The sequence below is a fragment of the Limnochorda sp. LNt genome, from assembly GCF_035593265.1.
Classification (GTDB): Bacteria; Bacillota; Limnochordia; order Limnochordales; family Geochordaceae; genus Geochorda; species Geochorda subterranea.
This window is the reverse complement of sequence record NZ_CP141614.1, coordinates 2,656,213-2,680,017: the sequence shown is the minus strand read 5'-3', so window position 1 is coordinate 2,680,017 and position 23,805 is coordinate 2,656,213. Positions and strand designations below refer to the sequence as shown.

At 71.9% G+C, this 23,805-nt stretch carries 22 protein-coding genes; 12 read left to right on the top strand and 10 right to left on the bottom strand.

What is annotated here, in order from left to right:
* The first annotated feature begins 35 nt into the window (after positions 1 to 35).
* From VLY81_RS12885 to VLY81_RS12870, 4 genes are all read left to right on the top strand, one after another.
* Entirely contained in the window at positions 36 to 989 is a 954-nt protein-coding gene (locus tag VLY81_RS12885; RefSeq protein WP_324668610.1) for an ABC transporter permease, read from the top strand.
* Positions 979 to 1,920 (top strand): iron chelate uptake ABC transporter family permease subunit, encoded by a 942-nt coding sequence (locus VLY81_RS12880; RefSeq protein WP_324668609.1) that lies wholly within the window; start codon positions 979 to 981, stop codon positions 1,918 to 1,920. Before VLY81_RS12885 ends, VLY81_RS12880 begins: the two co-directional genes overlap by 11 nt.
* Complete coding sequence (locus tag VLY81_RS12875; RefSeq protein ID WP_324668608.1) at positions 1,917 to 2,675, top strand: iron ABC transporter ATP-binding protein; 759 nt, start codon at positions 1,917 to 1,919, stop codon at positions 2,673 to 2,675. Before VLY81_RS12880 ends, VLY81_RS12875 begins: the two co-directional genes overlap by 4 nt.
* A 149-nt stretch (positions 2,676 to 2,824) precedes the next feature.
* Positions 2,825 to 3,724, top strand: a complete 900-nt coding sequence (locus VLY81_RS12870; RefSeq protein WP_324668607.1) for a heme o synthase — start codon at positions 2,825 to 2,827, stop codon at positions 3,722 to 3,724.
* 36 nt (positions 3,725 to 3,760) lie between these two features.
* On the opposite strand, the gene VLY81_RS12865 is transcribed toward VLY81_RS12870, so the two are convergent.
* On the bottom strand, positions 3,761 to 4,930 hold the full coding sequence (locus VLY81_RS12865) for a PQQ-dependent sugar dehydrogenase (RefSeq protein WP_324668606.1): 1,170 nt from the start codon (positions 4,928 to 4,930) through the stop codon (positions 3,761 to 3,763).
* A gap of 12 nt (positions 4,931 to 4,942) precedes the next feature.
* A complete protein-coding gene (locus tag VLY81_RS12860) occupies positions 4,943 to 5,905 on the bottom strand; it encodes a zinc-dependent alcohol dehydrogenase family protein (protein WP_405001264.1) in 963 nt (320 codons plus the stop codon).
* A gap of 143 nt (positions 5,906 to 6,048) precedes the next feature.
* On the opposite strand from VLY81_RS12860, the gene VLY81_RS12855 reads away from it, so the two are divergent.
* Positions 6,049 to 6,507, top strand: coding sequence for a DUF4149 domain-containing protein (locus VLY81_RS12855; RefSeq protein ID WP_324668605.1), 459 nt, complete (start codon positions 6,049 to 6,051; stop codon positions 6,505 to 6,507).
* 18 nt (positions 6,508 to 6,525) lie between these two features.
* Here VLY81_RS12855 and VLY81_RS12850 read toward each other — a convergent pair whose 3' ends face one another.
* From VLY81_RS12850 to VLY81_RS12830, 5 genes are all read right to left on the bottom strand, one after another.
* Positions 6,526 to 7,743, bottom strand: a complete 1,218-nt coding sequence (locus VLY81_RS12850) for a serine hydrolase (RefSeq protein WP_324668603.1) — start codon at positions 7,741 to 7,743, stop codon at positions 6,526 to 6,528.
* 170 nt (positions 7,744 to 7,913) lie between these two features.
* A complete protein-coding gene (locus tag VLY81_RS12845) occupies positions 7,914 to 9,242 on the bottom strand; it encodes a hypothetical protein (protein WP_324668602.1) in 1,329 nt (442 codons plus the stop codon).
* 16 nt (positions 9,243 to 9,258) lie between these two features.
* On the bottom strand, positions 9,259 to 10,107 hold the full coding sequence (locus tag VLY81_RS12840; RefSeq protein WP_324668601.1) for an outer membrane lipoprotein-sorting protein: 849 nt from the start codon (positions 10,105 to 10,107) through the stop codon (positions 9,259 to 9,261).
* Positions 10,108 to 10,164: 57 nt separating this feature from the next.
* Positions 10,165 to 12,573 carry an efflux RND transporter permease subunit gene (locus tag VLY81_RS12835; RefSeq protein WP_324668600.1) on the bottom strand — a complete coding sequence of 803 codons (2,409 nt, stop codon included), beginning with the start codon at positions 12,571 to 12,573 and terminating at the stop codon, positions 10,165 to 10,167.
* Between the two features lie 34 nt (positions 12,574 to 12,607).
* Positions 12,608 to 13,237, bottom strand: a complete 630-nt coding sequence (locus tag VLY81_RS12830; protein ID WP_324668599.1) for a TetR/AcrR family transcriptional regulator — start codon at positions 13,235 to 13,237, stop codon at positions 12,608 to 12,610.
* A gap of 282 nt (positions 13,238 to 13,519) precedes the next feature.
* Between VLY81_RS12830 and VLY81_RS12825 the strand changes: the two genes are divergently transcribed.
* Positions 13,520 to 15,040 (top strand): xylulokinase, encoded by a 1,521-nt coding sequence (locus tag VLY81_RS12825; protein WP_324668598.1) that lies wholly within the window; start codon positions 13,520 to 13,522, stop codon positions 15,038 to 15,040.
* A 15-nt stretch (positions 15,041 to 15,055) separates the two neighbouring features.
* Complete coding sequence (locus VLY81_RS12820; RefSeq protein ID WP_324668597.1) at positions 15,056 to 16,054, top strand: carbohydrate kinase family protein; 999 nt, start codon at positions 15,056 to 15,058, stop codon at positions 16,052 to 16,054.
* 29 nt (positions 16,055 to 16,083) lie between these two features.
* On the opposite strand, the gene VLY81_RS12815 is transcribed toward VLY81_RS12820, so the two are convergent.
* Positions 16,084 to 17,808: a methyl-accepting chemotaxis protein gene (locus VLY81_RS12815; protein WP_324668596.1), complete on the bottom strand. Its 1,725-nt coding sequence runs from the start codon at positions 17,806 to 17,808 to the stop codon at positions 16,084 to 16,086.
* Positions 17,809 to 17,881: 73 nt separating this feature from the next.
* Positions 17,882 to 18,097, bottom strand: coding sequence for a hypothetical protein (locus VLY81_RS12810; RefSeq protein WP_324668595.1), 216 nt, complete (start codon positions 18,095 to 18,097; stop codon positions 17,882 to 17,884).
* 357 nt (positions 18,098 to 18,454) lie between these two features.
* Between VLY81_RS12810 and VLY81_RS12805 the strand changes: the two genes are divergently transcribed.
* The 5 genes from VLY81_RS12805 (at position 18,455) to VLY81_RS12785 (ending at position 22,788) form a co-directional block, all read left to right on the top strand.
* Complete coding sequence (locus VLY81_RS12805; protein ID WP_324668594.1) at positions 18,455 to 19,438, top strand: MurR/RpiR family transcriptional regulator; 984 nt, start codon at positions 18,455 to 18,457, stop codon at positions 19,436 to 19,438.
* Positions 19,435 to 20,709, top strand: a complete 1,275-nt coding sequence (locus VLY81_RS12800) for an extracellular solute-binding protein (RefSeq protein WP_324668592.1) — start codon at positions 19,435 to 19,437, stop codon at positions 20,707 to 20,709. The genes VLY81_RS12805 and VLY81_RS12800 overlap by 4 nt, the downstream gene beginning before the upstream one ends.
* 22 nt (positions 20,710 to 20,731) lie before the next feature.
* A complete protein-coding gene (locus tag VLY81_RS12795; RefSeq protein WP_324668591.1) occupies positions 20,732 to 21,658 on the top strand; it encodes a carbohydrate ABC transporter permease in 927 nt (308 codons plus the stop codon).
* A 1-nt stretch (position 21,659) separates the two neighbouring features.
* Positions 21,660 to 22,487: a carbohydrate ABC transporter permease gene (locus VLY81_RS12790; RefSeq protein ID WP_324668590.1), complete on the top strand. Its 828-nt coding sequence runs from the start codon at positions 21,660 to 21,662 to the stop codon at positions 22,485 to 22,487.
* 79 nt (positions 22,488 to 22,566) lie between these two features.
* Positions 22,567 to 22,788: a YgaP family membrane protein gene (locus VLY81_RS12785; RefSeq protein WP_324668589.1), complete on the top strand. Its 222-nt coding sequence runs from the start codon at positions 22,567 to 22,569 to the stop codon at positions 22,786 to 22,788.
* Here the strand turns inward: VLY81_RS12785 and VLY81_RS12780 are convergent.
* Positions 22,742 to 23,758 (bottom strand): helix-turn-helix transcriptional regulator, encoded by a 1,017-nt coding sequence (locus VLY81_RS12780; RefSeq protein ID WP_324668588.1) that lies wholly within the window; start codon positions 23,756 to 23,758, stop codon positions 22,742 to 22,744. The two genes, VLY81_RS12785 and VLY81_RS12780, sit on opposite strands and share 47 nt — an antisense overlap.
* Positions 23,759 to 23,805 lie beyond the last annotated feature (47 nt).

The window sequence follows — 23,805 nt, the reverse complement described above, 5'->3', positions numbered from 1 at the left end:
CGCCCCTACCACGGCGGGGAGCGGGGGAGCCATCGATGGCGACGGCGCTTCTGGCAGGTGGCCTGGCGAGCCTGGCGCTGGTCTCCATCTTCGTCGGCGTGGTGCCCGTCACACCGGCCAGCCTGTGGGAGCTGACGCCGCTGCAGGCGCAGATCGTCTGGGCCAGCCGGCTGCCCCGGCTTGCCAGCATCCTGCTGGCGGGCGCCGGTCTGAGCATCGCCGGTCTCATCATGCAACAGCTGGCCCGCAATCGCTTCGTCTCGCCCACCACGGCAGGGGTCATGGACGGCGCCCGTCTGGGCGTGCTGGTGGCGGTGCTGCTGGCCGGGTCCTCCAGCATGCTGCAGCGCATCGCCATCGCCTTCCTCTTCGCGCTGGGGGCCGCCCTGGCCTTCATGGCCATCGTCCGGCGGGTGCAGCTGCGGGATCCCATCTTCATCCCCCTGGTGGGGCTGATGTTCGGCAACGTCATCAACGCGGCGGCGACCTACATCGCCTACCGCCACAACCTGCTGCAGACCCTGGTGGCGTGGCTGCACGGCGACTTCTCGACGGTGCTGCGGGGGCGCTACGAGCTGCTCTACCTGGTGGTGCCGCTGGTGGCGCTGGCCTACGCCTACGCCTACCGCTTCACCATCGCGGGCATGGGCGACGAGGCCGCCACCAGCCTGGGCATCGACTACCAGCGGGTGGTGCACGTGGGGCTGGCCATCGTGGCCAGCGTCTCGGCCGTGGTGGTGCTGACGGTGGGGTCGCTGCCGTTCCTGGGCCTCATCGTGCCCAACCTGGTCAGCCTCTACCGGGGCGACAACATGCGCTACGCCCTGCTCGACACCGCCTTGCTCGGCGCGCTGCTCGTGCTGATCTGCGACATCATCGGGAGGGTCGTCGTCTTCCCCTACGAGGTTTCGGTGGGGCTGGTGATGGGGATCCTGGGGAGCGCGGCCTTCCTGGCGCTCCTGGTGAGGAGCCGCTACCGTGCGGGTTAGGGGGCGGCTCGTGGCCGTGGCCGTGGTGGCCGCGGCCCTCGTCGCCGTCTACGTGCTGGTAGGCCTGACGGGCAGCTACGCCCTGTCGCGCCGCGTCGTCAAGATGGCGGCCGTGGCGCTGGTGGCCAGCAGCGTGGCGCCGGCCACCATCATCTTCCAGACCATGACCCACAACCGCATCCTGGCGCCCAGCATCATCGGCATGGACTCGCTGTACCTGCTGACGCAGACGGCCACGGTCTTCTTCCTGGGGGCGACGCATCTGGCCTGGGCCGACGCCCGGGTCAACTTCGTCATCGCCTCGGCCCTGATGCTCCTCTTCGCCCTGGGCCTGTACCGGCTCTTCGTGGTGCGGGGCGAGCACCACCTCTACTTCATCCTGCTGGTGGGGATCGTGCTGGGGACGCTCTTCCAGAGCCTGGTCTCCTTCCTGCAGATGCTCATCGACCCCAACGAGTTTCTCGTGGTGCAGGGGCGCATGTTCGCGGGCTTCAACAACGTGCCGGTGGAGCTCCTGGGAGTCGCTGCCGGGGCGGTGCTCCTGATGGCCATCTGGATGCTGCCGACGCTACGCTACCTCGACGTGCTGGCGCTGGGGCGAGACCACGCCGTCAACCTGGGGGTGGACTACCCGGCCCTGACCCGGCGGCTGTGGGTGGCGGTCTCCGTCCTCGTGGCCGTCTCCACGGCGCTGGTGGGGCCCATCACGTTCCTGGGGCTGCTGATGGCCAACCTGGCCCAGGAGCTGCTCGCCACCTACCGGCGCACGGTGCTGATGGCGGGGGCGACGCTGCTCAGCGTGGCGGCGCTGGCCGGGGCCGTGCTGGTGGTGGAACGGGTGCTGGGCTTCTCCACCACGGTCAGCGTCATCGTCAACCTGGCGGGCAGCGCCTACTTCCTCCATCTCATCCTGAAGGAACATCCGGCATGATCGAGCTGAGGGACGTCTGCAAGCGCTACGGCCAGCGCCTGGTGGTGGATCACGTCTCGGTGACCTTCCGGGAGGGGCGAGTCACCTCCATCATCGGCCCCAACGGCGCCGGCAAGAGCACCCTGCTGTCGGTGGCCAGCCGCCTGATTCCCAAGGACGGCGGCGAGGTCCTCGTCGACGGTCGGGAGATCGGACGCTGGGAGACCCAGGCGCTGGCGCGCCGGCTGGCCGTGCTGCGGCAGAGCGCCACCGTGTCGCTGCGCCTGACGGTGCGGGACCTGGTCGGTTTCGGGCGCTTCCCCCACTCCGGCGGGCGGCTGACCGAGCGGGATCGGGAGCCCATCGAGCGAGCCCTGCGCTGGATGGAACTGGAGCCGCTGCAGGACCGCTACCTGGACCAGCTCAGTGGCGGCGAGCGCCAGCGTGCCCTGCTGGCCATGGTGATGGCTCAGGAGACCGACTACATCCTGCTGGACGAGCCGCTCAACAACCTGGACATCCGCCACGCGGTGCAGATCATGCGGCGCATCCGCCGCATGGCTGACGAGATGGGCAAGACCATCGTCCTGGTGCTGCACGACCTCAACTTCGCCGCGGCGTACTCCGACGAGATCGTCGCGATGAAGGCCGGCCGGGTGGTCCAGACGGGCACGGCCTCCGAGGTGATCCGCCCGGACGTGCTGCACGAGGTGTACGACATGCCCATTCAAACCGTGCCCCTCCAGGGGCGGCAGGTGTGCGTCTACTTCTGGTGAAGGTTTCCTTTAGGACATCTGCCCTGCACGCGCAGGACATTTGACCTGGCGAACATACCCCGTGCACCCGTATACTGCGGCAGGCGCCGCCTGACCGGCGCTCGGTGGCGGCACCGACGGGTGCAGCCGGGGAAGGAGACGCGACGCGGTTGGGCACCGGTTCGGCCGTGTGGGTGGACAGGACCATCCGGCTACGCGACTACCTGGTCGTGACCAAGCCGCAACACGTGATCCCCTCCACGCTGACGGCCTGGGTAGGCCTGGCCCTGGCGGCGTCGGGGCCCGTCCCTGGCGGGCGCGTGGCCGCCACCCTGGCGGGTACGGCCCTGGCTGTGGCGGCCGCGCACGTCTTCAATGCGCTGCTGGAGCGTGACGTGGATGCGCTGATGAGCCGCACGGTCGACCGCCCCCTGGCGTCGGGCCGCATGGCGGCGAGCCACGCCGCGGCGTATGGGGGCGTGCTGGCGCTGCTGTCGGTCGTCATCATGGCCGCGGCCGTCAACGCACTGGCGGCGGGGCTGACGGTGGCGGGCATCGTCGCCTACGACCTGGTCTACACCCGATGGCTCAAGCGCCGCACCCCGTGGAATACCCTGGTGGGCGGCGTGGCGGGTGGCATCCCGCCTCTCATCGGATGGGCGGCGGCGACGGGCAGCCTGGCGTGGCCGGCGGTCGTGCTCTTCTCGATGATGGTGGTCTGGCAGCCTCTTCACTTCTTCGCCCTGAGCCTGCTGGTGGCCGACGACTACCGGCGGGCGGGCCTTCCCATGGTAGTCGTGGTGCACGGCGAGCAGGCCACGCTCGACCAGATCGCGGCCTACGCCACGGTCATGACGGGGCTGTCGGTGTCGCTGCACCTGCTGGGCGTGACGGGCTGGGTCTACCTGGCCGCGGCTCTGGTACTGGGTGCCGTCTACGTCGTGGCCGCCGTACGGGCGGCCCGGCGGGGGCCGGCCGAGGCGCGCACCCGGGGGCGGTGGCTGCTGCGCTACTCTTTCTTCTACCTGACCGTCATCTTCGCCATCGCCCTGGTCGACAAGCGGGCGTGACGTCCGCCGGCTGCTGCCGCCCCCGGGGTGGGGAGGTCAGGGGCGCGTGATCCGCAGGATGCGGTCGTCGCCGGGGCGAGGGCGACCCCGGCCGTCCCGGTTGCTGGTCAGGACGTACAGCGCCCCGTCGGGCCCGACCACGGCGTCGCGCAACCGGCCGTACGTCCCCTCCATAGGGCCGCTCGCCCACCACCGCTCGATGCTCGTCACGGCGTAGCGGCCGTCGTCGTGCCGTAGCGTCAGCCGCACCAGGGCTCCCGCCCGCAGCGAGGCGACGAAGAGGTCGTCGCTCCAGAAGGTCATCCCGGCAGGCGGCAGGCCCGCCGCCCAGTAGACGAGGGGATCCACGAAGCGCGCGTCGCCCGGCGCGCCGATCACCTCGGGCCATCCGTAGTTGGCGCCGGGGAGCAGGACGTTGATCTCGTCGTGGCCACGCCACCCGCGCTCGCCCGTCGGGCCGTGCTCGGAGGCCAGGAGGTCACCCGTGCGCGGATGCCACGCCAGCCCTTGCGGGTTGCGGTGGCCATAGGTGTAGACCTCGGGTCGGCCCCGCCTGCCGACCAGCGGATTGTCGGGGGGGATGGAGCCGTCGGGCTCGAGGCGCAGCACCTTGCCCGCCAGCGAGCCCGGGTCCTGTGCCCGGGCCCCTTGCGACCCGTCTCCCGTGGTGACGTAGAGCATCCCGTCGGGGCCGAAGGCGATGCGGCCGCCGTTGTGGACGTCGCTGCCTGGGATGCCGTCGATGATGACCCGATCCAGCTCGCCCCGCTCGCTCCGATCCCGCAGGCGCACGACCCGGTTTTGGGCGGCGCCGCCCGCCGTCACGGTCATCATGGCGTAGACGTAGGGCTCCTGCGGGTAGCGGGGGTGCAGGGCCAGCCCCATCAGCCCGCCCTCGCCCCGGTGGCGCACCTCCAGCATCGCCCAGGGCTCGGGGCGCAGCTGGCCGTCCACGATGAGACGGATGCGGCCGCGCCGCTCGCTCACCAGGGCCCGCCCGTCGGGCAGGAAGACCAGGGACCACGGCACCTCGAGACCGCTCACCCAGGTCTCGACCCGCACCCCTGGCGGGGTCGGCAGGAAGCGCTCGCCGATGACGGTCGCCTCACGGGCCGGCGGGTCGGCGGCGGGGGCGCCGGCGAGCCGGGTCCAGGCCAGCAGGCCTGCGACCAGCAGCGGCGCCAGCCCCACGGCGCGCCTGCGCATGGGCGTCCCTCCTCACGGGTCTCGGCTCGGGATCTCCAGCACGATCTTGCCGCGCCCGTGCCCGCTCTCCAGGCGGGCGTGGGCACGCGCCACCTGCTCGAGGGGCAACACCTCGTCGACGACCGGGCGGAGCAGCCCCCGCTCGATGAGCGAGCGCAGCGCGTCGAGGCGGCGGCGCTCGCGCAGGAGGAAGAGGAAGTGCACCGTGAGGTTCTTGCGGTGGGCGGCGTCGAGGGAGCTGGCGGCCGAGACGATGCTGACCAGGCGGCCCCCGGGGCGGGTCGCCTCGATGCTGCGGGCGAGGAGCGGACCGCCGACGGTGTCGAAGACCACGTCGACGCCCTGGCCGTCCGTCTCGCGTAAGGTCCGCTCCACGAAGTCCTCGGCCTCGTAATCGATGGCCACGTCGGCACCCAGCTCGCGCACGAAGTCGAGGTTGCGCCGGCTGCAGGTGGCCAGCACCCGGCAGCCGGAGGCCCGGGCGATCTGCACGGCGAAGTGACCCACCCCGCCGGCGCCCCCGTGGATCAGCACGGTCTCGCCGGCACGGACGCCGGCGCGCACCACCAGCGCGTCCCAGGCCGTGCCCCCGGCCAGAGGGACGGCGGCCGCCTGCACGTGATCGAGGTTGCGGGGCTTGCGGGCCACGATGGCGGCGTCGACGACGTGGTACTGAGCGTAGCTGCCGGGGCGGCCGCCGAAGATCTCGGGGGTGTAGTAGACCTCGTCGCCCTGGCGCCACTCCGTGACGCCAGGCCCCACCGCATCCACCACACCCGAGACGTCGTAGCCGATGATGGCGGGCGGCCGGACGCCGGCCCAGGCGCCGTTGCGGCGGATCTTGTAGTCGACGGGGTTGACGCTGCTCGCCGCGACCCGCACCCGCAGCTCGCCCGGGCCGGGCGTCGGGTCGGGCACCTCCTGGAGGTCGAAGACCTCGGGGCCGCCGAAGGCCCGTATCACCATGGCTCGCAAGCCGTGCCGCCCCCTCCCTGGCATCGTGGATGCACTGGCCGCAGGGTGACGAGCGTGCCAACATTGTACCACACGGCCCGGCTATAATGGGCCGGGACGATGCGGCGGGGGAGCGGGGGCGCCACGACGAGGAGGGTGTCGGCTTGGCGACGCTGCGCGATCTCCTCTATCTCGTGGCCCTCGCCTGGTGGACCGGCACGGCCGCCTACTTCGGCGGCAGCGCGACGCCGTCCGTCTTCGCGCGCTTCGGGCGCACCGAAGCGGGGCAGATCGTCGAGGTGCTCTTTCCCGGGTACTACCGCACCGCGCTGGCGACGGCGACGCTGCTGGTGACCGTGGGAGCGTGGCGGCTCGCGGCCGGCCGGCCGCGAGCCGGGCTTGCGCTGGCCCTGGCGGTGGTGATGCTGGCGATGGCCCTCGTCGGCGCGCTGGTGCTGCAGCCGCGGATCCACGCCCTGCGCGTGCAGGCGGCCGAGGCGGGCCCCGCGCGGCCCCTGCCGCCTGCCTTCGGGATCTTGCACGGGCTGTCGGTGGTGGCCAGCGGCGTCTCGGTGCTGGCCGCCCTGGCGTCGTGGGCCATCATCGCCTCGGCCGGCCTGTGAGCCGACGCGGCGCCCGGCTCACTTCAGCGCATCCAGGAGCAGCGCGTACAGCGAGACGAACCGCGCCTCGTCCAGCGCCTGGTCGGCGTTCCACGTGGCCGCCACGCAGAGCCGGCGGCCGTCACGGGCGGTCAGCGCCGTGGTCAGGTTGAGTACGCCCGGCTCCGAGCCCCCCTTGAACGCCACCGAGGCCCACTCCTCGGGGCGGGCGACGCCGGGGTTGATGCCCATCAGGGGCAGGTCTCGCACCCGCTCCATCAGCGCGCACAGCTCCGTGCCGGTGAAGAACCACTCCACGTCCAGCGCCCGCGGCTCGCCAGTCAACGCCTCGACGCCGGGCAGCGGTTGCCCCGCGATCTCGGCCAGCAGGGCCCGCCGCCCGGCCTCGTCGCCGGCGCGGTAGCGGGCGAGCAGCGCCTCCCCATCCGGGCCCTTGAGTATGAAGGCCTCGCGGGTGCTCAGGAAGGGGCGGTTGCGCGGGGCCAGCGCCTCGACGGCCTCACGGCCCGCCAGGTGGAGCAGGGCGTCGGCTGCCGTGTTGTCGCTGACCGAGATCATCAGGGCAGCCAGGCTGTACAGCGTCAGCGGCGCACCGTCGGGCCACGCCTGGAGGATGCCGGAGGGCAGGCTCTTCCACCCCGGCTCCAGGTGGACCACCTCGTCCCACTGGCGCTGGCCCGAGCGGACCTGGTCGGCCAGGGCGGCCAGGATGGCCAGCTTGAAGGCCGAGCCGACGGCCATCGGCTGGTCGGCCGCCAGGGCCTCCCGGACTCGCCCGTCCTCCACGACGACCACGCTGACCCGCCCCGGCAGCGCCTCGAAGGCGGCGACGGCGTCACGCACGGCCGAAGCGGACGAGTCACCGGCCGCCCGGGCCCGGGGCGGGTGGAAGAAGAGGCCCGTGAAGCGGCCCTGGCCGTCGAGCGCGACCTGGGTGGGGATGAGCCCCCGCTCGAGCACCACGACGTAGGAGGCGCCCTCGCGCTCGACACGCTCGAAGCGGCCCAGGGCCGCCGTCAGCTGCGCCACGATGGCCTCCACCTGGGCGGCCGGCACCTGGCTCAGGAAGGACGGCGCGAACCAGTCGGGCTGCATGGGCCGCTCCACGAAGAGCCGCTCCAGCGCCCGCTCGGGCGTGAGGGGCTGCGCACGGGCGCTGAGGGGCCCGGCGCCCGCCATCCCACCCGCCACGGAGGCGGCCACCAGCCCGATGACGATGCGACGCCACGGGGTCATTGGCAAAGCGATGCCCTCCTCGACGGCGGTCGGCCGGTCGCCGGGGCCGCACGTTGCCCCGTGCCGGTGCGACCGCCGAGGAGTTCTCGTCGGGCTCCGGGCGATCCTGCGCGAGGGGCTGGCAGCACGGGGCCGGGGAGGCTTCGGCGCCTGCCCCGACCCCTGCTGCCCTAGAAGGACCACGTCAGCCGGGTAGCCAGGCCCTCGACGCCGTCGCGCAGGGCGCCGAGCTCCGTCCCGGCATCGCCCACCACCGCCAGGTAACGGGCGGAGAGCTGCAGCCCGGGGCGGATCTCGTGCGAGACGCCCGGAGCGACGACGGCGCTGCCGTCGCGCAGGCTGGCCAGCGTCACGAGCTCCCACGTGGTCGAGCCGAGCGGCGGGCTGTGGCGGACGAGCCCGATGGCGTAGAGACCGTCTCCCTCCACGCCGGGCTCCCGGTACGGCGAGAGCAGGCGTCGACGCTGGAGCCCCATCAGTTGCCCCGACACGTGGAGGTCCCCCCAGCGGTAGTCGGCGCCGACGATGGCCTCCCAGCGCGGCTCGTTGTCCGACAGGGGCGTCAGAGGACCGGTCTCGAGCTCGGGCACCTCCTCGGGCACGACATACGCGGCCTCGGCCCACAGGCCCACGCCCTCCACGCTGCCCGCCAGCGCCAGGCCGACGTGCTGCTGGCGGCGATAGCGCCCTTGCACCTGCACAGTGGAGTCCGAAGTGAGGGCGACCCACAGCGCCGGCCAGTCCTCGACGCCGTTGAAGTAGCTCAGGTAGAGGTCCCAGGCGCCCAGGGCCATCTCGCCCCGCAGCCCCAGCTCGTAGCGGTCGCGCCCCTGGGGCTCCTCGAGGGCGAGCCACGGGTCGGGCAGGGAGACGTGCGATGAGGACTCGACCCGTTGCTTCAACAGGGTCTCGGGCAACGGCGCCGGCACGAAGTCGGCGACGCCCACGGCGGTCACGGCGAAGCGGGGCCAGGCGAAGACGGCCGCCCTGACGGCGGGCACGGGCAGCCGGCTCACCTCGCCCGTGGCGAGCGACCCGAGGCCGCTGGCTCGCGGGTTGACCACGTCGGTGGGGTTGAAGCCGTCGGCCGTGCCCCACGCCACGACCTGGCGACCCAGGCGCAGGTCCACCATCGGCAGGTAGAGGTCCACGTACGCCTCGTCGAGCTCCGGCCAGGCATTCTCGGGGGGCGCCTCGAAGAACGGCGACGGCGTCACCGACGACAGCCCGACGCCGCCCTCCACGGAGACGTAGACCTGTCCGTCCCAGTCGGGCCGCACCCGCAGGGCGAGCCGGTAGGCGAGCTCGTGCTGGAGCAGGTCCTCGGCCAGCGTGCCGTAAAATAGGTGATGGCCCAGGCGGCCCTCCAGCTGCCAGGAGGTCGCACCGGCCGGCCCGGCCAGCGCGGCCGCCAGCAAGGCGGCAGCCGCAAAAGCCGCCGCTCCCCTCCCGAGCCGGCGACCTGCCGGCTCCAGCCCTCGTGCTGCGTCTCGTCGCATCCCGCCATCCCTCCGTCTAGCGCCTCAGGTAGCGCACGGTGAAGTACTCCTCGGGCACCTGGCCCGGCTGGTACTCCAGCACCCGCACGATGGTGCGGGTCTGAGCCTTGGCGTTGGCCATGGTGATGAGATGGGGCATCCACCCGCCGTCGTCGCCCTGGCGCAGGTCGTCCGCGCTCAGTCGCTTCTCGAGCTCTCCTCGCTTGTCGTAGAAGTCGATGCGCCTCGGCACGAAGGTGGCCTGGTCGATCCACATCTGCACCGAGCCGTACCGGCTCGAGGGGTCCTTGGGGACGAGCCGCACCACGTAGACGGGCTGCCCGTCGAGCTCCGCGTCGGGCAGACGCTCGGAGGCGTAGTCGGTCTTGTAGGTGGCGCCTCCTGCGATCTCCTCGTAGGTAAAGTCGGTCCCCATGAACGACTGCTGCACGTCGGCGCCGGCGACGCGGCGCTCCCGCCCCAGGGCGGGCAGGTAGAGCCAGATCTGCGCCTCGCCGTCGGGCTGGCCGAGGCTCAGGAGCTTGGTGCCGCGCACGTCGGCCGGCTCCAGGTACTCCAGGAGCTGGCGGTCCGAGCCGTCGGGCCCCTCGGCCCGGTAGATCTGCAGGCGGTAGGCCCGCTGCTGGCCCCGGCGATTCTCCGTCACCAGCTCGAGGCGGGCCTGGCCGCTCCCGCTCAGGACACCCGTGCCGGCCACCCGGTCCAGGATCTCAGCGGCCGATAGCTCCGCCGCCGCGGCACTCGCCCCGCCGGCGGCGGCCAGCAGCCCGAGGGTGACGGCCGACAGGACCGAGGCCACCCACCATCGGCCCCCGGTATGGCCCCGGGCTGCCGGACGGGACCGTGCGATGGAGATGCACGTCATCTCACGCTCCTCCTTCCGACTCTCGTGCAGGATGGCGGGCGTCACGGATACCAGCCACTACGCCTGCGGCCTCCTCGGGGGGAGGGTGCCGGCGCGCGCCTGGCCGCCCGAGAGACCGTGAGCCGCACCCGCCTCCCGCCGGACGTCCTCGTCGGCGACCCGTACCAGGCTGGCCGCCAGGGGCAGCAAGGTGGCCAGAGCCGAGACCAGCATGGTCAGCGCCAGCAGCAGCCCCAGCACCGAGACCGCCCGGAAGTCCGAGAAGATGAGCACCGCGAAGCCGGCCGACAGCGTCACGGCGTTGACTGCGACCGCTCGCCCCGTGCTCGCCAGCGTCGCCTCCAGGGCAGGGCCGGCGGGCAGGCCGGCTCGCCGTTCCTGGCGATAGCGGCTGATGAGGTGGATGCCGTAGTCGACCCCCACTCCGATGGTGATGGCCGCGATCATGGAGGTGGCGATGTCCAGCGCGATGCCCGCGAAGCCCATCACGCCGAATTGCACCGCAACGGTCAGGACCAGGGGCATCAAGGCGAGAAGGCCCGCCCGCCACGAGCGCATCAACAGGGCCACGATGACGGCCACCACCACGAAGGCTAGGGCGATGCTCTGTAACTGGCTCGAGACGAAGCGCTCCTGCAGGCGTACCACGATGCGAGGGGTGCCCGCCACCGTCACCTCGACGGGCAGGCCCGCGAAGGCGTCCCGGGCCTCGGCCTCGATGGCCTCCACCAGCGCACGCGACTCGTGCGTCGGCAAGGTGGCGACCCTGGCCATGATGCGCAGCTTGGAGTAGTCGTAGTCGACCAGGGCGTCGAGGCCGCTACCCCCCTGGAAGGTGAAGAGCAGCAGCTCCTGGGCCACCGCCTCGGGCGTCGGGGGGATGCGGTCGGCCGCGGGGTCGTCGGCGTGAAGGGCCCGGTTGACCTGCCGCAGGACGTCGGTGATGGACTGCACCTGCGCGACGGCCTCCATGCCGGCGATGGACTGCTGGAAGCGATCGACCCGCTCCAGGAGGGTCGGATCCTTGACCCCGTCGGGCTGGCCCGTGTCGACCACGACGGAGAGCGTGCTCGCGCCCCCGAAGAGCCGCTCCACGTCACGGGTCGCGGCCACCACCGCGTTTTGCGGCCCGAAGTACTCGAGCAGATTGGTCTCGATGCGGATCCGGGGGATCCCGGTGGCGAGCCCCAGGGCCACCAGCACCCCGGCGGCGATGATGGCGACGCCGGTGGGCCTCGTCATGGCCGCCGAGAGCCGCCGGGCCTGGTGCTGCCATGGGGTCGCGGGGCCGAGGCCCTGGCCCGGCTCCTGGTCTCGACGCCCGGTGGCACCGCTCGGCCCACCGGCACGCCTGGTCGGCATGGAGGGCTCCCGCAACGCGAGGATGGCCGGCACGGCGGCGAGGCTCGCCAGCAACGCGAAGAGGACGGCCACGGCCGTAAAGACGCCGAACTCACGAACCGGTCGTGCGAAGGCGGTGACCAGCGAGGCGAAGCCGGCCGCATCCGTCAGCGACACCATCACCAGCGCGGCGCTCAGGGAGTGGACGACGCGCCGCACGGCCTCGTGATGGGGCAGGCCCTGTTGGCGGAACCCCTGGTAGCGGCTGAGGATGTGGATGCCGCTCGCACTGCCCACCACGACCAGGAGCACGGGCAGGGCGGCCGACACGATGGAGAGGCGATACCCCAGGGCCGCCATCAGGCCCAGTACCCAGACCAGCCCCATGCCCACGGGCACCATCGGCAAGACGAGGGCCGCCGGCGTGCGGAAGCTGGCGTAGAGGCTCGCGAGCACCACCAGCACCGCCAGCGGGAAGAGGAAGAAGAGGTCCCGGCGGATGCTGTGGGAGATGGTGTAGCTGAGGTAGGGCTGCCCCACCACCCGGACGGACTCGGGGCCGCGATGGGCGGCCACCACGGCCTCCAGCCGGGGTGCGACGACCTGGTTGAACTCTTGGCCGTAGGCCATGTCGGGCTCCAGGGTGACGACCATGGCCAGCGCCGTGCCGTCCGTCGAGACGAGAGGCGCTGCCGCCGGGCTGCGGGCCAGGCGGGCGCGGAAGGCCGCGATCTCCTCGGGCGTCGAGGGAGGGGCGGAGGCGACCGGCTGGATCTCGAGACCCAGCTCGGAGCCGGTGACGAGCTCCGCGTCGAGCGGCGACAGCACCGAGGCGACCCCTGGGATGGCTTCGAGCTCTTCGGCGATGCGCCACGCCTTCTCCAGGGTCTCCGGCCGGTAGACGTCGGCACCGGAGATGACCACCATCAGCACGTCCTGCGAACCGAACTCGGTCACGACGTCGACCAGCTGGCGCACCACCGGATCGTCTTCGGGCACCATCGACGCCACGTCGCTGGAGATGCCCAGCCTCGGGAGAAAGGCGGCGAAGGCGACGGTGATCGCCAGCAGCACGCCGAGCACCAGCCACGGTCGCTGGAGTACGAGCCTGGCCAGAAGGTTCACGCGCGATTGCCTCCTCGTCCACGTCCGCTCGCCGCTACTGCCCGGCGGGACTCACCGCGGCCATCAGCTCACCGAACCAGAGGGGCTCCGAGGCCTGGTCCGCGCCCTCCACCAGCAGCTGCAAGGCCAGGCCGTACAGCGTGGCGACCACGACCCGCCCCAGCGCGGTCGGGCTCAGGGCGCCTGGCCAGGGCTGCAGGCGGCCTCGAACCGTCCCGGCCCGACCCGTTGCGGACATCTGCCACAGTTGCGGAAACCGACGGCCCGCCTCCTCGGACAGCTCCTGGAAGAGCCGCCGGACCTGCTGGCGAGCCTCGGGGTCACGGGAGGCCAGGACCAGGCTGTCGAAGAGCAACCGGAACCAGCCGGGGTCCTGCCGCAGCTTGGTGCGGATCAGGGCCAGCAGCCCGTGCACGCGCCGCTCGGGGGGCAGCTCCGCCAGCCGGCTCACCGTCTCCCGCACGTGCTGCTCCATGGTGCGGCGCAGCACCTCCACGAGGAGGTGGTCCTTGGAGCGGAAGTAGTAGTGCAGCTGGCTGAGAGCCACGCCCGCCTCCCGGGCGATCTGGCGCATGGAGACCGCCGCGTATCCGTTGCGGACCATGCAGCGGTACGCCGCGTCGAGGATCGTCTGGCCCGTGGGGCTGGCAACCCTGGCCTGCATGGGCATCCTCCCATCGGTCGGACGACCGACCTAAATCTTACCGGCTCCTCGCCGTCCTGGCAAGTTGAGGGTCACCGCCGCCTGGGCTCGAGTGCCCGTGGCCGAAGGCCACGCAGATGTGCCCAACGTCGCGGTCCACGGCCTGGTCGGGCTCGCCTTCAGCTGGTGAGGAGCTCCGGGGCCTGGCGTCTGCCAGGCCCCCTACCTCTCCGCGGCCATCCCGCCCACGGCAGGACTGCGGCCCGAGCCTCCGGTAGATCCTGACGCAGCGGGGGTGGCGAGATGGCCCGCACGACCCTGCTCGCGATCGACGTGGGGACCACCGCCTGCAAGGCCGCCCTGGTCGACACCGAGGGGACGGTGGTGGCGGTGGGGCAGGCCGAGTATCCCACCCACCACCCGAGACCTCTGTGGGCCGAGCAAGACCCCGAGGATTGGTGGCAGGCCGCCATCGCCGCGACGCGCGCGGCCCTCGAGGCTGCCGAAGCGTCCACCCCCGAGGTGGCGGCCATCGCCTTGAGCTCCCAGCGGGAGACGGTCGCGCTGACCGACCGGGACGGCCGCCCTCTGGCTCGTGCCATCTCGTGGATGGACCGGCGAGGCGCCGAGGAGATCGGCGCGCTCGTGCGGCGATGGGGGGCCGAGGCCATCCACCGTGCCACCGGCATGGTGCCCGACGCGACCTTCACGCTGGCCAAGCTCCTGTGGCTCAAGCGCCACGAGCCGGCCCTGCTGGCCCGGACCCGATGGCTGCTGCAGCCCCGCGACTTCGTCGCGCACCGGCTCACGGGTCGCTTCGTGACGGACCCTTCCCTGGCGAGTCGCACCATGATGTGGGAGATGGAGCGGGGCCGCTGGTGGGCGCCGGCCTTCGACGAGATCGGCATCGACCCCGAGCGCTTCCCACCCGTGACGCCGTCGCACGCCGTCGTGGGAGGCCTCTCCCCGGAGGCGGGCCGCGCCCTGGGGCTTCGCGCAGGCGTGCCGGTGGTGACGGGCGGAGGCGATCGCTGCTGCGAGGCCTTGGGGGTCGGCCTCGTGGCCGGCGAGGCCATGGAGTCGACGGGGACCACCTCCAACCTCTCGACCGTCGCTTCCTCGCTCCCGGCCCAAAGAGACCCACGTCTGACGTACACCGCCCACGTGCTGCCCGGGCAGTGGCTGGCGGAGCAGGGACTCAACGCCACGGGCGCGATCCTGCGATGGTTGCGGGCGCTGGCCTACGCTGAGGAGCATCGTCGAGCCCGAGAGGCCGGAGAGGACGTCTACCGACTCATGGGCGAGGAGGCGGCCAGGGTGCCGGCGGGCGCGGAGGGGCTCGTGATGCTCCCCTACTTCATGGGGGCCCGAGCGCCGCGATGGCAACCCCTGGCCCGGGGCGCGCTGGTCGGCCTGACCCTCGAGCATGGCCGGGCGCACCTGGTGCGGGCGGCCCTGGAGAGCGTCGCCTACGAGCTACGGGCCTGCCGCACGGTGCTGGAGGAGGCGGGCCTGTCGCCCACCACCGTCGTGGCCATGGGAGGCGGTGCTCGTAGCCGTCTGTGGCTCGAGATCAAGGCGGCGGTCATGGGGATGCCCGTGCGCACGCCCAGGGTGGGGCTGGCGGCCTCGCTGGGAGCGGCGGTCCTGGCGGGGTGGGGCATCGGCCTCTTCTCGGAACCGGTCGCGACGGCCCGGCGCTTCAACCCCGGGGCGTTCACGGTCACCCCGGAGCCGGCCCTGCGGGCGACTTACGAGGCGCTGGCCCGCCGCTACGAGCGTCTCGTGCGGCGCATGCTGGCGCTCTATGAGGAGATCGAGTGAGGGGCGGACGGTGCCGTGTCCTACGTCCTCGTCGCCGGAGAGGCCCTCGTCGACATGGTCTCGCAACAGCCGGGCGTCCCGCTGGAGCAGGTCGTCTCCTTCGAGCGCTGCCCCGGCGGGGCGCCGGCCAACGTGGCCGTGGGCCTGGCCCGGTTGGGGGTGCCGGTGCGGTTCGTGGGCGTCGTGGGCGACGACCCCTTCGGCAGGTTCTTGCGGGGCTTCCTCGCGGACAACGGCGTGGACGTGTCGGGGATGCGCCTGACGGCCGAGGCCCTGACGACCCTGGCCTTCGTCGCCAACCGGGAGGGCGGGGAGCGCCAGTTCGCCTTCTACCGCAAGCCGGGGGCCGACACGCTGCTGCGGTCGGAGGACCTCGACGCCGGGACGGTGCGGCGAGCAGCCGTCTTGCACCACGGCACCGTGACGTTGGCCGACGAGCCGGGGCGGTCCGCCCTGCTGGCCGCCCTCGAGGAGGCCCGGGCCGCCGGCGTCACCGTCTCGCTGGACGTCAACTACCGAGCGGCGCTCTGGGGGGATCCCGCCCGGGCCCTCGACGAGATGCGCGCGGCCATCGACCGGGCCGACCTCGTCAAGGTGAGCCGGGAGGAACTGGCGCTCCTGGCCGGCCGGACCGGCCGGGAGGGAGCCCTGCGCCTGCTGGCGGCGCACCGTCGCGTCGCGCTGCTCGTGGTCACCGAGGGAGCCGACGGGAGCTGGGCGGTGGGGCGGGACGGCCAGTCGGCGGCCGCGCCGACTTTTGCCGTCGAGGCCGTGGACACGACGGGGGCGGGCGACGCCTTCTGGGCGGCGCTGCTCTGGCGCCTTTGGGAGGCCGCCACCCGGCAGGGAGTGCCGGTCGTCGAGGCGGCCCGCCGGATGTCCCCCGCCGAGCTGGCGCGGGCCTTGCGCTTCGCCAACGCGGCGGGCGCCCTGGCCGTACGGGTGAGGGGCGCGATGACCGCGTTGCCGACCCGGTCCGAGGTGGAGACGTTGGTCGAGGCAGGCTCCCGGTGAGCCGGGCCCCCGGGAGCCTGCCTCGACGCTCAGACCTTGAAGGCCTCGACGGCCTTCATCAAGGCCTGGGCCATGTCCGCCAGGGAGCCTGCGGAGCTGGCGATCTCCTGCACCGCCGACGACTGCTCCTGGGTGGTGGAAGCCACTTCTTGGGCGCCCGCGGCGTTTTCCTCCGTGATGGCGGCGATTTCGTCCACCGCCTTGACCACCTGGTCACCGGCCTCGGCCATGCGCTGAGCGGTTGCACTTACCTGGTGGAGCTGCTCCACCATGCGATTCACGGCGTGGGTGATGGCCTCGAAGGTCTGGCCCGAGGCCTCCACCTCCTGGACGCCCTCGGCCACCGCCAGGGAGCCGGCCTGGGTGTTGCGCACTGCCCGCTCCACCTCCTCGCGGATCTCGCTCACCAGGGTGGCGATCTGGGCGGCGGCTTGCCGTGACTGCTCGGCGAGCTTGCGGACCTCCTCGGCTACGACCGCGAACCCGCGGCCCTGCTCGCCGGCGCGGGCTGCCTCGATGGCCGCGTTGAGGGCCAGGAGATTGGTCTGCTCGGCGATGCCCGTGATGACGTCGACGATCTGGCCGATCCGCTGCGAACGCTGACCCAGGTCCTGAACGGCCCGGCCGGACTCGCCCACGGTCTCCTCGATGTGCGCCATGCGCTGGGTGATGGCACCCAGGGCCGCCTGGCCGTCGCGGGCGAGGCGGGCGGCCTGGTCGGCCTGCTCGGCCATCTGGCGGGTGGCCTCCGCGACCTCCCGCACCATCTCGCCCATGGCCCGGGCGTTTTCGGAGGTGGTGCCGGCCGCGGCCGACTGGCGCTGACCGCCCTTGGCCATCTGGTCCACCGTCTCGGCCACCTGCTCGACGGCGCGGCCCACCTCCTCGGCCGAGCTGGCCAGCTCCTCCGAAGCCGATGCGACCTGCTCGGCGCTCTGGCGGACGGTACGGATCAGCCGCAGCAACCCCTCGGCCGCCTCGTCCAGCGCCCGGGCGGCCATCCCCACCTCGTCTCGGCCAGCGTGGCCGACGCGCCGGGTCAGGTCACCGACCGCCATGCGCTGGGCTCCGGCCACCATGGCGCCAAGCGGCCGGGTCACCAGGCGAGCCATGCCCATGCTGACCGCGATGCCCAGCACGGCGCCGACCACGATGAGCGCGAGGAGCCCCGAGCGGGTGGAGCCGTAGAGCCGCTGATTGTCGTCGTGGCGCTGGCGGGCCGCGTCGACGTTGAGCCCCTGGAGCTCCTCGATCTGGCTCATCAGCGTCTGGCGAAGGGGGACTACGTCCCGCTCGAGGGCCTGGATGACGGCGGCGGTGTCTGCGCCGCTGCGGGCCAGGGCGGTGAATCCAGCGACGGCCCGCACGTAGGGCTCCCAGGTCGCCATGATGCGCTCCACGAGCTGCCGCTCGCCGGACGACGGGGAGGTGGCCAGGTACGACTCGACGGCCGCCTGGAAGTCGGCCTGGTAGCCCCGGATGTTGGCCTCATAGGTGGCCAGGTCCGAGGTGGCTCCGGAGGCGGCGGCCAGGGCCATGGTCAGGCCCTCGACGGCGATGCGGCGCGCCGCCCGCTCCGCCTGGGAGGCCGCCTCCAACGCCAGCACGTCGCCCTGGTAGACGCGCTCGAGGGCCTGCTCCATGGTGCCCATGCCCCGGATGGCCCAAGCCCCGATGACCACCGAGATGGTGACGTTGATGGCTACGATGAGCAGGACCTTGATCGAGACGCGCAGGTTGCGCAGGAAGGTCAATGAGACGGCCTCCTCGTGACGGGTGCTCGGATGGTGTGTACCACCTCCTTCATCGGTACCCACCTTCGAGGGTTTAGGCCCGGTTGCCCATGTCTCGGGTCCTGCTCGCCGCCCGGCGCGCCGCGCACGTCCGGGCCGTTCGGATAGCCCGAACCCCCGCCCCCCTCTCCCCGGAGCGGCGCGGTACCATGAGGGCAACCTCGACCTCGGCCTGCTCCCGCAGGAAGCGCTCGGGCTCGTAGAAGGCCGGCTTGAGCTCGAAGGGCCACTTGCCGCCGACCACCAGCACCTCGCGGCCGTCGTCGCGGCGCTCCCATCGCGCCCCTACGTCGTCCGCGTGCCGCCGTAGCCAGTCGAGGACCGGCGGCGGGATGAAGTGCGCGTGCAGGTCGTACAGGTCGGACGCCCCCCGCCCAGCCTACCCGGCGGGCGAGGATGGGGGCGAGGCATCCATTCCGCCATGCCGAACGAGGCGCCGGCATGGTCCCATGGGCGAGTCTGCTGGCGATGGCCCTGCCCCTGACGGCGCTCGCCGGCCCCGCGCCGGGCCGGCGTCGGGTGGGAAAATCATTTTCCCGGTCGATAGCAGATCTGGAAGGTATTCTCGCTCCCCCTGTCGAACCGGTTGCGGCGAAGGAGGGTACCGATGCGACGCCAGCCCACGGCGCCAGCCGACCAGCTGCCGGAGGCCTGCCTGGCCCGGATGCGCGGGCTGTATGCCCGGCTCCGCCCCTCGGAGCGCCGGGTGGCCGACTACATCCTGAGCCGGCCGGCCGAGGCGGTCCACCTGAGCATCACGGCCCTGGCCGAGCAGACCCGCACCAGCGAGTCGACCGTGGTCAAGTTCGCGCAGCGCCTCGGCTACGAGGGCTACCAGCAGATGCGCATCGCCCTGGCGGTCGAGTCGGGCGCCCGGGAGCCGGCGACCTCCCTGCCCGTCTACGGGGAGATCGAGGCGGGCGATGACCTGCCGACCATCCGCCAGAAGCTGCTGGCCCACTACCAGCAGGCGCTGCAGGAGACCCTGGCGCTGTTCGACGAGCGAGTCTGGGCGCGGGCCGTCGACGTCATCGTCCAGGCGCGCCGGCTTCACTTCTACGGCGTGGGGGCCTCCGGCTTCGTCGCCCTGGACGCCCAGCACAAGTTCGCCCGCATCGGCCTGGATGCCTGGGCCTACCTCGACCCGCACCTGCAGTCGACCTTCGCGGCCCTGCTCGGGCCGCGTGACGTAGCGGTGGCCATCTCGCACTCGGGCGGCACGATCGACACGCTCCACGCCATGCAGACGGCCGCCCGGGCCGGTGCCACCACCATCGCCGTCACCCACCAGATGGAGTCGCCCATCGCCCAGCGGGCCGACATCGTCTTCTTCACGGGAGGGCAGGAGGGACTCTTCCGGAGCGGCGCCATCGTCTCCCGCATGGCCCAGCTCGCGGTCGTCGACGCCCTGTTCATAGCCGTCACCATCCGGATGGGGGCCGGCGCGATGGAGCGGCTGATGCGCAGCCGGCAGGCGGTGGCCGACAAGCACCTGCGACCGGGTGCGAGAGGGGGTGGGGGCGCGAGGGGTTCGCCGAGGCGAGGACGGTCCGTGGAGACGACCCACGACGACGAGGAGGTGCTGCGGTGACGTCTTCGTCCAATCGACGCGCCTGGGCGATGGCGCTCGTGATCGCGGCGGTGATGCTGGCGGCGTTGCCCGCCGGCCCGGCCATGGCCGCCAAGACGACGCTGACGTTCTGGAGCTGGCGCACCGAGGACCAGGCGGCCTACGAGCAGTTCATCCGGGTCTTCCAGGCCTCTCATCCGGATGTCGAGGTGCGCTTCGTGCCGTATCGCAACACCGAGTACAACACCATCCTGGCGACGGCCCTGCAGGCCGGCTCGGGTCCCGACATCATCCAGCTGCGGGCCTACGGCGGCCTGGAGCCCCTGGCCAACGCGGGCTACCTGATGGCCCTGGACGGCAGGGTGCCGGCCCTGGAGGGCTTCTCCAAGGAGGTGCTCGGCGGCGCGCGCAGCATCCGCGACGGCCGCATCTACGGGGTGCCCTTCGCGGTGCAGACCGTGCAGATCCTCTACAACCAGCGCATCTTCGACCAACTCGGTCTGCGAGAGCCGCAGACCTGGCAGGAGTTCCTCGACCTGGCCGGCAAGGTGCGCAACGCCGGCTACATCGCCTTCGCCAACGGCTCCAAGGACGGCTGGACCATGGAGACCTTCTTCGGGGCGGTGGCGCCCAACTTCTACGGAGGCACGCCCTTCTACGAGGACGTGGTGAGCGGGCGCACCACCTTCGAGGATCCGCGCTTCCTCGACGCGTTGCGCAAGATGCTGGAGCTCAAGCCGCACCTGCCGCCGGGGTTCGAGGGCATCGCCTACACCGACATGCAGGCGATGTTCGCCCAGGAGATGGCGGCCATGTGGATGGCCGGCTCCTATGAGCTCGGCACCATGAAGGCCATGAATCCGGATCTGCGCATCGGCGCCTTCCTGGTGCCGCCGGAGCGGGCGGGCGACCCGGTCTGGCACACCATGTACGTCGACGGCTCGTACGGCATCAACGCCTCCACGGCGCACCCGGACCAGGCCCTGGCCTTCGTGCGGTGGCTGGCCACCCGGGAGTACGGGCAGATGTTCACCGACCGGCTCGAGCAGATGTCGGCGGTGCCCGGCACGGTGCCGTCGTCGCCGACGCTGGCCAAGCTCGCCGACCTGATGCGCCGGCACGGCACGCCGTACTTGATGCTGACGGCCTTCCGCTACGACCAGCCCAGCGGCTCGACCCTGCTGCAAAACACGCTGCAGTCCCTCTTCATCGGGCAGATGACGGTGGAGCAGGTGGCGCGGGAGATCCAGCAGGGGCTGGCCCGCTGGTACGCGCCCTTCCAGGGCCGCTGACGCAAACGTATGGGGCGAGGGGATGGACATGCTGGACCGGTGGCTGGGACGACGCGTCCATCTGGCCTTCCTGTTGCCAGGTGTGGTACTCTACGGCCTCTTCATGGTCTATCCCCTCGCCTCGTCCCTGGGCTACAGCCTCTTCGAGTGGGACGGCCTCGTGCGGGAGGGCTTCGCGGGGCTGCGCAACTTCCGCACGGTGCTCCTGGAGCCGCCCTTCAGCGTGCGCTTCGTGGGGGCGCTCAAGCACAACGTCCTCTTCTTCACGATGACCTTCGTCATCCAGAGCACGCTGGGGCTCCTCTTCGCGCTCCTGTTCCGCCAGAAGCGCCCGGGCTTCGGCTTCTTCCAGGCCGCTTACTTCCTGCCCTACACCCTGTCGCTGGTGGTGGTGGGCTTCCTGTGGCTCTTGCTGCTCAACCCGCTGTGGGGCGGCTTCAACCAGCTGCTGCGCCTGGTGGGGTTGGGGCAGTGGGCCCAGCCGTGGCTGGGGCAACCCCGGACGGCTCTCGTCAGCATCATCCTCATCAACGCCTGGCGGTGGCTGGGATTCCCCATCCTGGTCTTCCTGGCGGGCCTCCAGGCCATCCCCGCCGAGATGGAGGAGGCGGCTCGCGTCGACGGGGCCAACGCCTGGCAGACGCTGCGCCACGTTACGCTGCCCCTGCTGGCGCCGGTCATGGGGATGGTGACCATCCTCACCTTCATCTACGACTTCAACGCCTTCGAGCTGGTCTTCGTCATGCAGGGCTCCAGCGGCGGCCCGGCCTACTCCACGGACTTGCTGGGGACCTTCTTCTACCGCACCGCCTTCGGAGACTCCACGACGGGCGGCGAGCCCGGCCAGGTCGGGATCGCCTCGGCCATCGCGGTGCTGATGTTCATGATGGTGGCGGCGGTCTCGTGGCTGGGGATCCGGCTCTTGCAGGGACGGCAGGTGGAATACTGACGTGGCGACGCGGCGCCTCTGGGACGTGCTGCTCTACGCCTTCCTGACGGCCATGGCCGTCGTCTTCCTGGCCCCGCTCGCGTTGATGGTCGTGACGGCCTTCAAGAGCACCCGGGAGATCTTCATGAACCCCTTCGGGCTGCCGGCCTCCTGGAGCCTGGAGCCCTTCGCTCGGGTCTGGAGCCGGGCCAGCTTCTCGGTCTACTTCCGCAACAGCGTCTGGGTGACGGGCGCGTCGCTGGCGCTGGTGCTCACCTGCGCCTCCATGGCCTCGTACGCCATAGCCCGGCTGCCGTTTCGGGGGCGAGATTGGGTCTACCTCTTCTTCCTGGCCGGCATCATGGTGCCCGTCCGGCTGGGGATCCTGCCCCTGTTCCTGCTGATGAAGCAGCTCCGGTTGCTCGATACCCACTGGGCGCTCATCTTCACTTACGCCGCCAGCGGCATGCCCATGTCGGTCTTCCTGCTCACCGGCTTCTTGCGGTCGTTGCCGGGCGAGCTGCGGGAGGCGGCGCGCATCGACGGCTGCACGGAGTTCCAGGCGTTTTGGAAGGTGATGCTTCCGCTGATCCGCCCGGCCCTGGCCACCGTCGCCATCGTCAACTTCGTCCCCTGGTGGAACGACATGTTCTTCCCACTGCTCTTCATCCAGTCGGACCGGCTCAAGACCATCCCCCTGGGTATGACCATCTTCTTCGGTCAGTACCAGACCGACTGGGGCCTGCTCTTTTCGGGGATGGTGCTGGCGAGCCTGCCGCTGGTAGCGCTGTACCTGGTGATGTCCCGGCAGTTCATCGCGGGGCTGACGGCCGGTGCCGTCAAGGGTTGACGGGGGCGCGTGGCGGCCGGGGCCGTGTTGACCGGGCGAGCGACGGGGCGCTAGACTACCCCGGGGGGTATCATCGCTCATGCAGCACAACCTGGCGTCGTGGGATCGCGCCGTTCGCACCGTCGTGGCGCTGGCGCTGGTGGCGGTGGCCATCGCGTGGGCCTCGCCCTGGAGGTGGGTCGCGCTGGCCATCGGCGTCATCCTGGGCGCCACGGCCGCGTCGGGCTACTGCCCTCTCTACGGGGTCTGCCGCATCAGCACGGCGACGCCGCAGGCTGGCGAGCAGGGCCGCCGTCCGTAGCCGGCGGTCCTGCGTGCCGCGACGCCACCCGCTGGGCGAGGGCGGCGACCAGGTCGCGCAGCTCGGGCGGCTCCACCGCCTCCGCCTCCCCCGCGTAGCCCAGCACCAGCTCGGCGCAATACGGGAGCTCGGGCGCCGGCAGGCTGAGGCGGGCCTCCATGCCGCCGTCCGCGAGTCGCTCCACGCAGCCGCGGAAGAACCGGTCGTCGACGGCGCGCCGTGCGGCCCGGGGTGAGAAGCGCACCCGCACCGCCAGGCGCTCTCCGGCGTCATCCGCCATGGCGAAGGTCTGCTGCACCCACCGGCGGACGTCGAAGTCACGGGGGTAGGGGTAGCCGCTCTCCAGCAGCTCGGCCCGCTCGATGCGGTCCAGCCGGAACGAGCGCAGACCCGCGCGCAGGTGGCAGTAGGCGGGAGCGTACCAGCGACCCTGGACGCAGGCCAGGCCATACACGTCGACGACCCGCTGGGTCGTCTCGCCGGTCGCCGGCACGTGGTAGCGGATGAGGAGCTGGCGCCGCTCCCGCAGGGCCCGCACCACCGCGGCGAAGACGCCCTGGCCCACCCGCACCTCGGGGCCCATGCGGCTCACGTCCACGGCGGCCCCCACGTCGACGATGGAGCGGCGCAGCTCCTCGGGCAGGGCGGCGTGGATCCTCAGCCAGGCGCCCCTCAGCGCCTCGCGCAGCGGGTGGTCGGGGCCGCCGAGGGCCTCGACGGCCACCCAGACGGCCACCGCCTCGTCCGGGGTGAGGGTGAGCGGCGTGAGCCGGTAGGCGGGTGGCAACTCATAGCCGCCCCCCGCCCCCGGCACGGCGACGAGCGGCAGCCCTCCCTCCGCGAGGGCCTGCAGGTCGCGGTAGACGGTGCGCTCGCTCACCTCGAAGGCCCGGGCGATCTCGGCGGCCGTCACCCGGCGACGAGCCAGCAGGTAGAGGGTGATGGCCGCCAGGCGCTCGGTCCGGTTCAAGGGTCTCCCCCCGAATGACCGTTCGCCTCTCGTGGCGGGATTCCTGG